Source organism: Pseudothermotoga sp. U03pept (assembly GCF_051235805.1).
Lineage (GTDB): Bacteria > Thermotogota > Thermotogae > Thermotogales > DSM-5069 > Pseudothermotoga_B.
The window spans coordinates 1,252,588-1,266,475 of record NZ_JBPNXV010000001.1 but is presented as its reverse complement, the minus strand read 5'-3'; the positions used below and the strand labels follow the sequence as shown (position 1 = coordinate 1,266,475).

Annotated in this window: 12 protein-coding genes and 1 pseudogene; 4 read left to right on the top strand and 9 right to left on the bottom strand. The window is 44.7% G+C overall.

Going from position 1 to position 13,888, the window contains the following annotated elements:
• Genes ACSFC1_RS06200 through hutU form a run of 4 tightly spaced genes read right to left on the bottom strand, consistent with a single transcriptional unit; the run spans window position 1 to window position 4,175 of the window.
• On the bottom strand, window positions 1-1,161 hold the full coding sequence (locus ACSFC1_RS06200) for a 2-oxoacid:acceptor oxidoreductase subunit alpha (protein WP_435565244.1): 1,161 nt from the start codon (window positions 1,159-1,161) through the stop codon (window positions 1-3).
• On the bottom strand, window positions 1,154-1,381 hold the full coding sequence (locus ACSFC1_RS06195) for a 4Fe-4S dicluster domain-containing protein (protein WP_435565243.1): 228 nt from the start codon (window positions 1,379-1,381) through the stop codon (window positions 1,154-1,156). The genes ACSFC1_RS06200 and ACSFC1_RS06195 overlap by 8 nt, the downstream gene beginning before the upstream one ends.
• A gap of 13 nt (window positions 1,382-1,394) precedes the next feature.
• Window positions 1,395-2,513, bottom strand: a complete 1,119-nt coding sequence (locus tag ACSFC1_RS06190; protein ID WP_435565242.1) for a sodium ion-translocating decarboxylase subunit beta — start codon at window positions 2,511-2,513, stop codon at window positions 1,395-1,397.
• Window positions 2,514-2,528: 15 nt separating this feature from the next.
• Window positions 2,529-4,175: a urocanate hydratase gene (hutU, locus tag ACSFC1_RS06185; RefSeq protein WP_435565241.1), complete on the bottom strand. Its 1,647-nt coding sequence runs from the start codon at window positions 4,173-4,175 to the stop codon at window positions 2,529-2,531.
• A gap of 78 nt (window positions 4,176-4,253) precedes the next feature.
• Between hutU and ACSFC1_RS06180 the strand changes: the two genes are divergently transcribed.
• The 3 genes and pseudogenes from ACSFC1_RS06180 to ACSFC1_RS06170 form a co-directional block, all read left to right on the top strand.
• Window positions 4,254-5,102 (top strand): fumarate hydratase, encoded by an 849-nt coding sequence (locus tag ACSFC1_RS06180; RefSeq protein WP_435565240.1) that lies wholly within the window; start codon window positions 4,254-4,256, stop codon window positions 5,100-5,102.
• On the top strand, window positions 5,074-5,577 hold the full coding sequence (locus ACSFC1_RS06175) for a FumA C-terminus/TtdB family hydratase beta subunit (RefSeq protein ID WP_435565239.1): 504 nt from the start codon (window positions 5,074-5,076) through the stop codon (window positions 5,575-5,577). Before ACSFC1_RS06180 ends, ACSFC1_RS06175 begins: the two co-directional genes overlap by 29 nt.
• A 650-nt stretch (window positions 5,578-6,227) precedes the next feature.
• Window positions 6,228-6,566: pseudogene (locus ACSFC1_RS06170) on the top strand (methyl-accepting chemotaxis protein); the annotation flags it as partial.
• Window positions 6,567-7,168: 602 nt separating this feature from the next.
• Here the strand turns inward: ACSFC1_RS06170 and ACSFC1_RS06165 are convergent.
• From ACSFC1_RS06165 to ACSFC1_RS06145, 5 genes are all read right to left on the bottom strand, one after another.
• Complete coding sequence (locus ACSFC1_RS06165) at window positions 7,169-8,128, bottom strand: ABC transporter ATP-binding protein (RefSeq protein ID WP_435565238.1); 960 nt, start codon at window positions 8,126-8,128, stop codon at window positions 7,169-7,171.
• 11 nt (window positions 8,129-8,139) lie between these two features.
• Window positions 8,140-9,102 (bottom strand): ABC transporter ATP-binding protein, encoded by a 963-nt coding sequence (locus ACSFC1_RS06160; protein ID WP_435565237.1) that lies wholly within the window; start codon window positions 9,100-9,102, stop codon window positions 8,140-8,142.
• Window positions 9,103-9,105: 3 nt separating this feature from the next.
• On the bottom strand, window positions 9,106-9,990 hold the full coding sequence (nikC, locus tag ACSFC1_RS06155) for a nickel transporter permease (RefSeq protein ID WP_435565236.1): 885 nt from the start codon (window positions 9,988-9,990) through the stop codon (window positions 9,106-9,108).
• A gap of 11 nt (window positions 9,991-10,001) precedes the next feature.
• On the bottom strand, window positions 10,002-11,012 hold the full coding sequence (locus tag ACSFC1_RS06150) for an ABC transporter permease (protein WP_435565235.1): 1,011 nt from the start codon (window positions 11,010-11,012) through the stop codon (window positions 10,002-10,004).
• 74 nt (window positions 11,013-11,086) lie between these two features.
• The gene (locus ACSFC1_RS06145) at window positions 11,087-12,655 is read right to left on the bottom strand and encodes an ABC transporter substrate-binding protein (RefSeq protein WP_435565234.1); all 1,569 of its coding nucleotides are present in this window, start codon (window positions 12,653-12,655) and stop codon (window positions 11,087-11,089) included.
• Window positions 12,656-12,821: 166 nt separating this feature from the next.
• Here ACSFC1_RS06145 and ACSFC1_RS06140 point away from each other — a divergent pair, with 166 nt between their 5' ends.
• Window positions 12,822-13,880 carry a hypothetical protein gene (locus ACSFC1_RS06140; protein ID WP_435565233.1) on the top strand — a complete coding sequence of 353 codons (1,059 nt, stop codon included), beginning with the start codon at window positions 12,822-12,824 and terminating at the stop codon, window positions 13,878-13,880.
• Window positions 13,881-13,888: the final 8 nt, after the last annotated feature.

Here is a 13,888-nt window from a genome sequence, read left to right as displayed (position 1 = left end):
TCAGAATTCCGATATCTCAGCCTGAAGTGAATTGATACCTTCCAAGATCTCTTCAGGAGTTATCAGTCTTCCACCTACCTTGGTGACCAGTTTGACTCTGATGTTCTTCTTTGTCAAAGCCAAAAGCTCCTTTGCGTACTGACCCAGGTTCATTTCTGCGAAGACAACGCCCTCAACTTGAGACAAGAGCTTTTTCAAACGTGTTGTGGCGACTGGCCATATCGTTATTGGTCTGAAAAGACCAACCTTCAACTTGTCCTGTCTTGCGATCTTGATTGCTTTTATCGCACTTCTTGCCACTGAACCGTATGCTACAACGAGTATTTCCGCATCTTCAGTCATATATTCTTCATACATGGCTATTTGATCGGCATGGATGCGAATCTTGTTCGACAACCTTCGTACCAATTTGTCACTTATCTCGAAACTTGCCTGCGGGAAACCAGATTCGTCGTGCACAAGACCAGAGACATGAAAGCGAGCCTTACCCATCTCTATGAGCGGAGTAGGTGTTGGTTCAGCGAAATCCTGTTCTGAAAACGGTGTGTAGATTTCTTCTTCCCCTAATTCGCTTTCGGTTAGCCTTGGAACGATCTTAATCTCCTTTTCGCTTGGGAGTTCAAAGGTTTCTCTCATGTGGCCCAAAACTTCGTCCATCAAAAAGATAACTGGTGTACGATAATACTCAGCATAGTTGAAAGCCTTTATGATGAGCCTGTAGGTCTCACCAACGCTCCATGGATAAACGGCTATGATCTCGTGATCACCGTGAGTTCCCCATCTGGCTTGCATTATGTCTCCCTGCGCAGGCTGAGTTGGAAGGCCAGTAGAAGGACCACCTCGCATGACGTTTACGAAAACACACGGTGTCTCTGTCATCACCGCATAGCCCAATGCCTCCTGCATCAGACTAAAACCCGGTCCACTCGTAGCAGTCATCGATTTGACTCCTGCGAGCGAAGCACCTATTATAGCGGCAGCACTGGCTATCTCGTCCTCCATTTGTATGAAGACTCCTCCAACCTTTGGCAGTTCTCTCGCCATCGTTTCTGCGATCTCAGAAGAAGGGGTTATCGGGTACCCTGCGTAGAATCTGCATCCACCTTTGATCGCACCAAGGGCGCATGCCTCATTACCCTGCATCAAAACTCTTTCACCCATTCTGAACACTCTCCTGTACAGATTTCTTTTCGTTGACGGTAACCGCAAAGTCTGGGCACAGATTTTCACACATCAGACAGCCAATACACTTTGCTGCATCTGAAACGATCGGCTTCAGCAATTCACCCTTTGTGATCGCACCAGTCGGGCAGAAGTGATAGCAAATACCACACCGCTTACACCAAGAGTAATTTATCGTTACTTCGTACTGTTTTTTCATCACCACAGCCTCCTCACTTGATCAATGACAAGAAGACACCTGCAGCAACTGCTGAACCGATGACTCCAGCGACATTGGGACTCATTGCGTGCATCAGTATGAAGTTCGTTGGGTCAACTTCCTGCGCGAGTTTTTGAGCGACTCTTGCCGAATCGGGAACAGCAGAGACTCCAGCAGCGCCTATGAGTGGATTGATCTTCTGTTTGAGGAAAAGATTCATGAACTTCGCAAACAGGATACCACCAGCGAGTGAGCATATAAAAGCGAAGGCACCAAGACCGAAGATCATTAAACTCTGTGGTTTGAGAAACACATCTGCTCGAGCCGAGGCACCGACACAGACCATCAGAATGATCGTTACCGTATCGAGAATGTACCTGCTGGCTGCTTCGACCAACCTTTTGACATTCCCCGCTTCTCTTAGAATATTTCCAAGCATGAGCATGCCCACTAATGAAAGTGATTGCGGCACCAGCAATGCCGAAACCACTGTGACAATTATCGGGAACAACAATCGCTCGATCTTAGAAACCTTTCTCGGTGGACCCATTCTGATCTTTCTTTCTTCTTTTGTGACCAAGATCTTCGAGACAATAGGTTGCAAGATCGGTATCAAAGCGATGTATGAATAAGCGGCAATCGCTATAGCTGAAAGAAGCTCTGGAGAAAATCTGCTTGATATGTAAATCGATGTAGGACCATCGGCACCACCTATGACGCCTATCGAAGCCGCTTGCTTCAGCGTAAAGCCGAAATACTTTGCCAGTACAAAGGTGATGAAAATACCTATCTGTGCTGCTCCACCGAGAAATATAGTTATGGGGTAAGAGATCATGAAAGAAAAATCAGTCAAAGCACCTATTCCAAGAAAGATCAGAGGGGGGTAAATACCTTTTATGACCCCTATGTTCAGATACCAAAAGAGGCCTCCTTCATTGAAGATTTGCGTTAACTGCGGTGGGATATTTCCCAAGATTATTCCAAAAGCGATTGGTACAAGCAGCAATGGCTCAGCATCTTTCTTGATCGCTACATACAGAAGTGCCAATGCGACGAGATACATGATCACATTTCCAAATGTGACATAACCAAAAGCCGATTGCTTGAAAAAGCTCTCCAGACCTTCGAGCATTCTATAACCTCCTACTCATTCCATCATCGGGTAGTGAAGCTTCTTTTTCTTCGCAGTTTCGCGGGCAATTTCATAACCTGCATCCAGATGTCTGATAACCCCCAATCCTGAGTCATTTGTCAGAACTCTCTCGAGTTTTTGCCTTGCAAGATCGGTTCCATCTGCAACGACAACCATGCCTGCATGGATCGAATAACCTATCCCCACACCTCCACCGTGGTGAACAGACACCCATGTTGCCCCGCTTGAAGTGTTCAACAAGGCGTTGAGGATAGGCCAATCAGCAATAGCGTCACTGCCATCCTTCATTGCCTCTGTCTCCCTGTATGGCGATGCCACCGATCCCGTGTCGTGATGATCGCGGCCGATGACGATTGGAGCTTTCAGTTGACCTTTCTTGACCATTTCGTTCATCGCGATGCCCATCTCGGTTCTTTCACCTTGACCTAACCAGCAGATACGAGCTGGTAGACCTTGCCAATGTACCTTTCTCTGTGCCATTTCAATCCATTTTCTCAGATGTTCATCATGTGGAAAGAGCTCGAGAACCTTTTGATCAGTTGCATAGATGTCTTGTGGATCACCTGACAGCGCAGCCCAACGGAATGGACCACTTCCTTGAGCGAAGAGATCTCTTATGTACTCGGGCACATACCCTGGTATCTCAAAGGCGTCCTTTACACCGTGATCGTATGCTAACCTACGAATGTTGTTGCCGTACTCGAAAACCTTAGCACCTTGTCTTTTCATCTGCAGGATGGCATTTATGTGTTCGGTCACAGATGAGTAGACTTTTTCAAGGTACTCCTGAGGATTTGTTCTTCTAAGTTCTGTTGCCTCTTCAACGGTCAAACCTTTTGGTATATAACCGTTCAGTGGATCATGAGCAGCCGTCTGATCTGTGACGACATCTGGTATCATCCCCATTTTAACCAACTTCGGATGTATCTCAGCTGCATTACCAAGCAGGGCAATAGAAAGAGGCTTCTTGTTCTTCTTCGCTTCGTCGACCATCTTCAGTGCTTCATCCAAGTTATCTGTCCAAGTGTCGAGATAGCCTTTTTCCAACCTTCGTTCGATCATTCTCTTGTCGACTTCAACTGCAAGAATTACGCCATCGTTCATCGTGACTGCGAGAGGCTGAGCACCACCCATTTCACCCAGCCCGGCAGTCAACACCCATTTTCCTGCGAGAGTACCATTGAAATATTTCTTTGCCACAGCGTAGAAAGTCTCATATGTACCTTGGAGTATTCCCTGAGTACCTATGTAGATCCAGCTGCCAGCAGTCATTTGGCCAAACATTATCAAACCCCGTTGTTCGAGTTCTCTGAAATATTCCCAAGTCGCCCATTTTGGCACCAGTAGAGAGTTTGCTATCAAAACACGAGGTGCCCACTCGTGAGTCTTGAAAACTGCAACTGGTTTGCCACTCTGCACTAAAAGGGTCTCGTCATTCTCCAATCTTTTCAGCGTTTCAACTATTTTGTAAAAACATTCCCAATTTCTCGCAGCTTTTCCAGTTCCTCCATATACGATCAGGTTGGCAGGATCCCTCGCAACCTCTGGATCCAGATTGTTCATCAGCATCCTCATGGCTGCTTCGGTTTGCCAGCTCTTACATGAGAGTGTTGTTCCTCGTGGAGCTCTAATCGTTTCCATATCATTCAACCTCCCTTCATTTGCCCCACAAATTATTGTATCATTTTCACAGAGTCTGTCTGTTATAGGAGGAGAAAGATGAAAATAGCGATCGTTGATGCAAAGAGATTAGAAGAGAAATTAATTCAGCAGTTGCAGCGAGCAAATACTAAGACGAACGATTTTGTAACAACCCAGGTTAATACCTATGAGGGTCCCTTTTCCGACGTCTTGAAAAGAAACATCACGGTGGCCGAGCAAACAGGCCTTCCTCTTTGTCAAGATACCGGTATGGTGGAGTTCTTTGCCTTCGTGGGTTACAACATCGTTTTCACTGAACCACTTGATGAGTTATTGAACAACGCGGTGAAAAAAGTCTATTCCAGTAATCCGTTTCGATATTCTGTTGTGAGTGATCCAATCTATGAGAGAAAAAACACCCATGACAACACTCCAGCAGTTGTCCACCTCTTTCACACTCAAAGAAAGGATGTAGAAGTACGCTTTCTTGTAAAAGGTGGAGGCAGCGAGAATCTGACTAAACTGTTTATGGCAAATCCTTCTGCTGATGTTCACGAGATAATTGAACTGGTTGTAAACCATATAAAGGAGCACGGAGCGAAGGGATGTCCACCACTGAATGTTGGAATTGGGATCGGTGGCAGCGCTGACAAAGCAGTAGTTCTGTCCAAACTGGCTTTGACCAAATGCTTCAATGAGACAAATGCAGATTCACGTTATGCACAGCTGGAGAATGAGATATGCCGTAGACTGAACGAGTTGAAGATAGGTTTTCAAGGTCTCTTCGCTGGTCCAACAGTGTACTCAGTACATGTGGAATATGCGCCAACGCATATAGCCAATCTGCCCATTGCCATTTCTGTTGATTGTTACTTGTGTCGGAAAGGAGTTGTTCGAATTGAACCCCACGCAACTCAAGATCTTTGAAAGAGTTGACTACACTGGAGAATTCTTGATAATGAGAGATGCCGCACAGAAGAGAATCGAAACTCTTTTGAGAAAAAACCAAAACTTGCCGTTCAGCCTTTCAAACCAAATAGTGTTCTACGCTGGACCGACAAAATCCTCAAACAACAGAGTTGCAATAGGGCCTACGACAAGTGAGAGAATGGACAGATATCTGAAGATGCTCTTCGAACTTGGTGTCATAGCAACGGTTGGAAAGGGCAAAAGGACTGAAATTGCCAGAGAGTTGTGCCGTCAATACAGAAGATTGTATTTTGTTGCACCAAGTGGTGCAGCAGCTGCACTCTCTGAACATGTCAGGAATTTGGAAATAGTTGCTTTCGAAGACCTTGGTCCTGAAGCAGTCTACAGAATACAAGTTGAGAACTTTCCACTGATAGTTGCTACAGACTGTGATGGCAACGACATATTCTCAGTGGGCTCATATAGGTTTTGAAGTATTTTCATTTCATGCAAAATCACCTTTGATTGTGAGTATAATTCTGAATAGAAGTACTTTCAGGATATCATTTAGGAGGGCTGAGTATGAACTTATTTGGAGTTCTTGCTGGTATTTGTGGTCTTCTTTTCTACTTAGTGGAGGTTCCCTACTGGAAGATCGTTGTTCCAGTTTCGATGATCGCTATGGTTGTAATATTTGTTTTGAAGGTCTTTCGATTGAGAGAGTCCGTCAAGGACTCTGCGCAGGCAGAAGATAGAGAGACAGTCAATCTTTTTAGAGAACTGTTTGTCTCATCAGATGGACTTCGCGGTGATGCACAGAATTTAACAGAGATCTCAAAACGTGTCAATGAAGTGTCTGAATTGACGGCAGAAAAAGCTAAGAGGATCTCAGAATTAGTTCAATCTTTGACAGCGGCTTTGGAAGAAACTTCTTCTGGGACTACTGAAATAGCCAACTTCGCGCGAATGATAGGAGATAACTCTGAAAAGATGCATCAGAAGTTTGAACAGATCGAGCAAGATGTTTCAAATCTGAGAAGTAATTTGGAAGGGCTATACAGTGAGAATCTTCTTGCCAAGGATAGGTTGAATGATCTGGTGAAAACCATGGACCAACTGCGAAAAGTTTCAGACGGCATAAAACAAATGGTTCAAACCATACAACAGATATCAGAACAAACAAATCTTCTTGCCTTGAATGCAGCGATTGAGGCAGCACGAGCTGGGGAACACGGTAGAGGCTTTGCCGTTGTCGCTGATGAAGTTCGAAAGCTTGCTGAGCAATCACGTCAATCGGCTGATCAGATCTCCGTCCAGGTATTGGGAATAGAGAGTGCGATCAAAGAATCTATAGAAAAGGGTAATGCAGTTGCGGAATCAGTTGAAAAGACAGTCAAGACAAATGAACAATTTTCAGGCAGCCTTCTCTCGCTCAGAGAAACGGTTAACAATTTCAAGAAGGTCCTCGATGAGATTGTTTCTTCAATAGAGTCTCAGATACGATCAACCCAGGAGATTGAATCTGCAGTAAATGCCAACGCAAACAGTGCAACAGATATTCTGAGCTTTGTGGAAGAAACCAATAAAACCGTTCAGGACCTTCGTGGTCTATCACAAGATCTGTTCAAGAACGGTGAAGTTCTTTCCATAAAGTCCTTGAAGTTGAGGAGTTTAACTGGTGCGAGAAAGTGGTTACTTGATCAGCTGCACGATCTGGCAAGATTGATTCAAATTCCCGAGTGCCAGAGGTTAGACTGGGCAGGTTTTGAACCCCATGCAAAGGAATTTCTGAAAACAAAAGGCGATGTTTATGAAGCTATATTCATAGCAGATGCTTCGGGGAATTTCATCACAACTACCGGTGCAAAGGGCACGATCTCTGATAGAGCTTACTTCAAGTACTTAAAGGAGAACAACATCGCTTGGACGATCTCCGATCCTCTTCAGTCACGTGCAACTGGCAATATGGTACTCACCGTGGCTTTTGCGTTAAGGGATGGTTCAGTCTTCAAAGGAGTTGCCGGTGCGAACCTCATCTTGAAAAGGCTCGAACAACAAGTGCAAAAGGAGAAGATATGAAATCCTTAGGCGCAGAAATGACATCTACAGTAATGTCCTGGTGATACCTCAAGAAAAGCTGGTTCCTGTTCTTGACAGATTTTCTGTGCCTTTGGACATCTGGTATGAAAGACACAACCACTCGGTGGTTTGGTGGGATTTGGTATCTCACCACGAGGAACCGATCTGATCTTTCTTCCGGTTCCAACCGTCGGTACGCAGTCAAGAAGCGCGAGCGTATAAGGGTGAGATGCCCTTAGAAAGATATCATCTTTTGTACCCATTTCCATCACTTTACCAAGGTACATCACCGCCACATGCGTTGCCATGTAATCAACAACAGCCAAATTGTGTGTAATGAAAAGATACGTCAATGAGAATCTTTCTCTGAGATCTCTCAGAAGGGCGAGTGCTCTTGCTTGTACTGAAACATCAAGTGCTGAGGTGGGTTCATCCAAGACTACGAACTTAGGCTTGAGGACTAACGCGCGAGCTATGGCTATTCTCTGTCTCTGACCTCCTGAAAACTCATGTGGGTACCTAAACATGTGTTCTTCTCGAAGTCCAACCAATTCCAGAATATCCTTTATGCGCGTGTAAACTTCATCTGGCTTCATTTTGAGGTGTATTCTTAAACCTTCTCCAACTATGTCTTTGACGAGTTTTCGAGGATGCAACGAATTATACGGATCTTGTTGAACTATCTGCATCTGCCTGCGGTACTCGACCATTTCTCTGCCACTCAGGTTTGTTATGTCCTTTCCATCATAGATCAGCTTGCCAGAAGTTGGTTCGATCAACTTCAGAATAGTTCTGCCAAGTGTGCTCTTACCTGAGCCTGACTCTCCAACGACTGCAAAGATAGAACCTTTCTGAATTTGGAAGCTAACATCGTCAACGGCCTTAACATAAACAGGTCTGGCAAAAAGTGATTTTCTTATCTCGAAATACTTCTTGAGATTCTTGACGTCAACAAGCACTTCCACGCTCGATCCCCCTATTGATACAAGTGGCAGGCAACATAATGATTCGGTTTCACCTGCGACAAAGATGGCAACTCAGCGTGACACTTATCAAAGACTTTTTTGCATCTGGGATGAAAACGACATCCCGACGGCGGGTCAACTAAGTCTGGAACGACACCTGGAATACCGACCAGTTCTTTGCTCCTGCCCACGACTGGTATCGAATCAATCAGCCCTTTGGTGTACGGATGAAGCGGTTGGCTGAAGATCTCCTCGCTTGTCGCAATTTCCACAACATTGCCCGCATACATAACAGCAACTCTATCACAGAATTCGGAGGCTATTCCCAAATCGTGTGTGATCAGTACCACTGCGCTTTGACTGACCGTTACCAATTTATCAAGTAATTCGAGTATCTGAGCTTGAATGGTCACATCAAGAGCTGAAGTGGGCTCGTCTGCTATCAATAACTTTGGCTTCACAGCCAACGCCATTGCGATCATAACTCTTTGAGCCATCCCACCACTCAGTTCATGGGCATACAGATCGATCGTTCTCTGCCAGTCCAAACCAACCATCTCAAGGGCTTCGCGAACCTGAGGATAAGCATCTTTGATGGTTACTCCCTGACTGTGCGCGATTGCTTCGGCTACTTGAAAGCCGACTTTGAAAACAGGATTCAACGCTGCAATTGGCTCTTGAAAGATCATCGAGATATGCTTTCCCCTGATTCTATCCATCTCTTCTTCGCTGATCTTCAGAAGATCCTTATCGTTGAACCATATTGAGCCTTCTGTGATTTCTCCAGGCTGTTCTATGAGTCTCATAACAGAGAGTGCTGTAACAGATTTGCCACAACCTGTTTCGCCAACTACTCCAAGTCTTTCCTCTTCATTTAACCAAAGCTCAACACCATTCAAAGCCTTTATAGTTCCACGATATGTGTGGAAGATCACGCGAAGTCCGCTTATATCGAGAAGCGATCCACGTCTCATAGTTTACCTCCTGAGTCTTGGATCAAGAATGTCTCTGATACCGTCTCCAAGCAGATTGAAGCCAAGGACAACTACTGCTATGAACAATCCAGGAAAGGTAGAAATCCACCACTGTTGAACCAAATAGCTTCTGCCATCACTTACAATTGCTCCCCATTCTGGTGTAGGCGGCTGGGCACCGAGTCCGAGAAAACCAAGGCCTGCTGCTGTCAAAATGATAGTACCCATTCTCAATGTCAATTGGACCAGCACTGGTGATAAACACATTGGTAGGACGTGCAAAAACAATATACGGAAATTGCTCGCTCCAACTGCCCTGATTGCTTCTATATAGGGTTGAGACTTGATTTTCATTGCTTCTGCGCGCGCCAATCTGGCTATCACAGTCCACTCCACAAGTGAGATGGCTAAAATAGCGTTAGTCAAGCCTCTGCCGAGCATCGCAGAAAGAGCCATTGCGAGAATCAGTCTCGGGAAGGCAAGAAAGATATCGGTGATGCGCATCAAAATCTCGTCAACCAAGCCCCCGAAATACCCCGCCGTTACGCCTACGCCGATACCTATTGCTCCACTTATAACGGTTACGAGGAAGATTATCCATACTTCTATCCTGGCACCGTAGATCACCCTGCTGAGAATGTCTCTACCGAATTGATCTGTACCAAAGAGATGTTCTTTACTCGGAGGTCTCAATCGTTCAGGCAAATTAGTCTTGATGGGATCATAGGGTGACAACAAAGGCGCAAAGATCGCCAACAATATAAATCCCAACACGATAAAGGTTCCAACCATTGCAAGTTTTGTTCTTTTCCACAGATAGAAAGTGTGTTTCCAGTCCTCTATGATCGGTTTCCAACGCGAGACAGTGGTTTCTGATCTATCAACCAAAAGGCTCACCCCTAAGCGCGCATTCTCGGGTCTAATGCAGCATAGATAATATCAACAACGAGGTTGACAACGGAATAAACAACCGCCACGAACAGAGTACCACCCATGATCGCCGGATAGTCGAGCAACAGCAGTGAATTGACTATGTACCTGCCAAGACCGGGCCAGCCAAAGATTGTCTCTGTCAGCACTGCTCCTTCGAGCAAGCCACCAAAGGTTAAACCGATTATTGTGATGACAGGTATCAACGCATTTCTGAGCGCATGACGGTATATGATGAGTCGCTTACCAATACCCTTTGCTTTCGCAGTTCTTATATAGTCTTGTCTTAGAACGTCCAACATGCTCGAGCGAGTTATTCTGGCTATGGACGCGGCAGCTGAATAACCCAGAACTATTGAAGGTAAGACCAGATGTGCCAAGGCATCTTTGAAGGCTTCGAAGTTCAGTGACAACAAAGAATCGAGTAAGTACAAACCCGTATACTTGGTTGGTGGAGTAACAAAGAGACCAAGTCTGCCAGTTCCTGGAAGCCATCCGAGACGAAAATAAAAAAGTAATAACAACAACAAACCAGTCCAGAAAACTGGCATCGAAACGCCAAGTATCGAAAAAACCCTTGCAAAGTGATCTATGAATTTGTTCCTATGAACAGCAGAGAGTATGCCAAGAAACATACCTATCACGACTGCCAAAAGAGTTGCACAAATGGATAGTTCCAAAGTCGCAGGAAAGAAATTCGCTATATCTATTGCAACGGGTCTATTGCTCTTCAAGGAAATTCCCAGATTTCCCCTTACAAGCCCAAAGATGTAGTCAGTGAACTGTTGAATAAGAGGTTTATCAAGTCCAAGACGCCTTTTCATGTCTTCAACAAGATCTATAGGTGCATTTCCACCGAGTATCGCTCCAACTGGATCGGCTGGTATGACCTTTGCTATGACGAAAACTAAGACAGAGACACCAAAGAGAACCAACAACATCAAAAGGAGCCTTCGAATTATAAAAGAACCAAGCTTCATCTATGAACACATCCTCCTCAGTTGTCAAATAAATAGTAAGGGTGGTCAGCTTCACCGACCACCCTTTTGAAAAATCACTTCTTTGAGATCTTTGTGAAATCGAAGGTCAACGTGTAACCCTCAACAGCTCTTTCAAAACCAACTACGTCGTTACTAACAGCCCAGAAGCCAACTGGTTGATAGAGCATGGCGAATGCGCTTCTCGTTATCCAGTATTCTTGCAATTCTTTGTACATTTGTTCACGCTTTTGATTATTCAACTCGACACCAGCCTTCTCTGCAATGTCAGCTGCGTAATCGTCATACCACATATTTCTCCAAGCAAGTTGCTTCACTCTGTAATTCGCAAAAGGTTTTGCAAGTGCATCGGGGTCTGGATAATCAATACCCCAACCTGCGATGATCATTTGATGACCTTGCTGGCGATACTTCGCATACATCTCAGATGAAGGCATCTGCACAATGCTTGCCTTGATACCGATGTCGGCAAGGTTTGCTTGAACGACTATTGCCTCGTTCCTTCTTATCTCTGTCGTACTGGTTATGATCTCAACTTCAAAGCCATTTGGATAACCTGCTTCTGCCAGCAACTTCTTTGCCTTTTCAACATCGCGCTTGAATGGGTTGAGTTCGATGTATCCAAAGTATCCTATGGGCATAAAGTTCTGGTTCAAAATAGCGAAGCCTCTCATAACAGAATTGATTATCGCATCGTAGTCTATAGCGTACTTGATAGCGAGTCTAACTCTCTCGTCTTTGAAAGGTCCCCAGCCTACGTTCATTGCAACATACTCATTCGATTGTTCTGGTGTTGTTACCAACCTTATGTTTCCACCTTTTGTCTCTCTGAGTTGAGCTGCCTGTTCGGTTGTTATGTTCCACGCAATGTCAACATCGCCTTTTTGGACGAGTAAAAACTGTGTCGTTTCTTCCGGAACGTCTTTGATGATAACTCTCTTCAGCGGTGGTTCACCAGCCCAATACTTGGGGTTAGACTGAAGTATAACCTGTTCTTTGCGCTTCCACTCAACAATTATGAATGGACCTGCTCCTGCAGATTTGTCTGTCAGGTATGCTTCTCCCAAATCGTTGTTCACTTGATTTGCCATTGCAACCTTCTTGTTGACGACTCCACCCCATGGTGGTGCGATGATGGAAAGTACGATGTTTCTCGCCAAAGGTTTTGTCTTTAGAACAACGGTGTTGGCATCTTTGGCGAAAATGGTTTCGTTCATATTTTCTTTCGTCAGTCCAAGCTCGTTGAAAAGCCATGCTGGTGATTTATTGATTGCGAGTACTCTTTGGAATGAGAAAACCACGTCTTCTGCAGTCAATGGATCACCATTAGCGAAGACTAAGCCTTTTCTCAAGTGGAAGGTCCAAGTGGTGCCATCTTCTGAAACCTCCCAGCTTTCTGCCAGATCTGGAACGGGAGTTAGAACACCATTGACCGGTTCAATCTTTGTCAAACCTGAGTATGCTGAGGTCACTACAGCTGCTGCGAAGGTTTCGTAACACACTGCTGGATCAAGAGTTATAAAAATCTCGGTGTTTGCGGCAATGACAAGCGTGTCTTTTGGAGTCTTTGCAAACCCAATGACTGCGGCTAATGCAAGAACGACTAAAAGCACTTTCTTCCACATACTTCTTCCCCCCTACAATAGGTTTAATGAAACTATATCACAGTTCTTTCTTTTTTTCAAGCATGATGAACTCAACTAATTCGTGACACCTATGTGTTAATTTTTTTCTAATCTCCAAGTGTAACAATTCTTTGCATAGCATCTTCGAAGATCGGGGGTGATCACTATGAGAAGTTTCTTCTGGATTACTCTTATGATGATCAGTTTTGGTCTGCTTCTTGGAGAAAACCTTGTGATAATCGACGACCATACATTTGTTAAGTTAACTGCAGTTGAGAATTCTGCTCACAATCTATGGTGGTCTACTGATTTCGTTCTGGAAATCTATGCGTACAATTCATTGATGCCCGTTGAAGTCTCATATTTGATACTCGACGGTACTGGCACACCTCAAAGCCCAAGTGTTGGTGTAGATGTTAAGGGCAATAACTTCGTAGAAGGTTGGGAGAGAACATCCTTCTTTCAGACCGAAGTTGGTGGTTGGGCGGCTTCTGGATATGAGCAAAACCCAAAATATCTACCGCTGCCCCACTATAGAACCTGCATATTGATGCTTGCGCGTTATGAAAATATCTACGCTGTCTTCCTGAGAGAAAACGATGGTAAGATCAGTAGCAAAGTGCTTAAAGGAGGCAGATTCACTGGCTTGGAAATACCAAATGTGGCTCGAGTAACCAGAGAAGGTTCAAACTTTGTTATTACATCGCTTGGTCAACCGGTTGAAGTAGGGCTGTGGGCTAAGGGTAGTTATACTCACGACGAAGTTGGCGGTTGGGCAGTCAGTGGTTATGCTGCGAAAACGAAACAATACAACATCCCTCACTATGGAATGTTCATGCTCATGGTAGGTAGATACGATAAGCTTGGATTGATAATCGGCAACGAAAACGATGGAAGACTTGGAACGATCGTGCTGACAGGTTCAACCAGTTCTGCTGTGGCAAAGGTAGTACCAGAGTTGTGTGAGGTTTCCTTTTCTGGGAACAGATTCACAGTTAGTTCCACATCATCAATGCCAGTTGAAATAACACATTTCGGTTTTGATAACACCTGTTGGCAGTGGGAAGTGAATGGATGTGGAAGACCAGAATTTGCACCATCGGTTCAAAGTTTTAGTCTGAAGCATTACACACCATCTTTAATCTTTGTTAATAGATATGACAGAGTTGGAGTATTTTTTTACAACGAAAACGACGGTATTGTGGGGATCTTAGAGGCAAAATGAAAAAGATG

Bases quoted from the DNA above. Each gene is read 5' to 3' on its own strand.
- ACSFC1_RS06160 (WP_435565237.1), bottom strand. From the start codon at position 9,102: ATGAGACGTGGATCGCTTCTCGATATAAGCGGACTTCGCGTGATCTTC.
- ACSFC1_RS06145 (WP_435565234.1), bottom strand. From the start codon at position 12,655: ATGTGGAAGAAAGTGCTTTTAGTCGTTCTTGCATTAGCCGCAGTCATT.
- ACSFC1_RS06190 (WP_435565242.1), bottom strand. From the start codon at position 2,513: ATGCTCGAAGGTCTGGAGAGCTTTTTCAAGCAATCGGCTTTTGGTTAT.
- hutU (WP_435565241.1), bottom strand. From the start codon at position 4,175: ATGGAAACGATTAGAGCTCCACGAGGAACAACACTCTCATGTAAGAGC.
- ACSFC1_RS06140 (WP_435565233.1), top strand. From the start codon at position 12,822: ATGAGAAGTTTCTTCTGGATTACTCTTATGATGATCAGTTTTGGTCTG.
- ACSFC1_RS06200 (WP_435565244.1), bottom strand. From the start codon at position 1,161: ATGGGTGAAAGAGTTTTGATGCAGGGTAATGAGGCATGCGCCCTTGGT.
- ACSFC1_RS06195 (WP_435565243.1), bottom strand. From the start codon at position 1,381: ATGAAAAAACAGTACGAAGTAACGATAAATTACTCTTGGTGTAAGCGG.
- ACSFC1_RS06180 (WP_435565240.1), top strand. From the start codon at position 4,254: ATGAAAATAGCGATCGTTGATGCAAAGAGATTAGAAGAGAAATTAATT.
- ACSFC1_RS06150 (WP_435565235.1), bottom strand. From the start codon at position 11,012: ATGAAGCTTGGTTCTTTTATAATTCGAAGGCTCCTTTTGATGTTGTTG.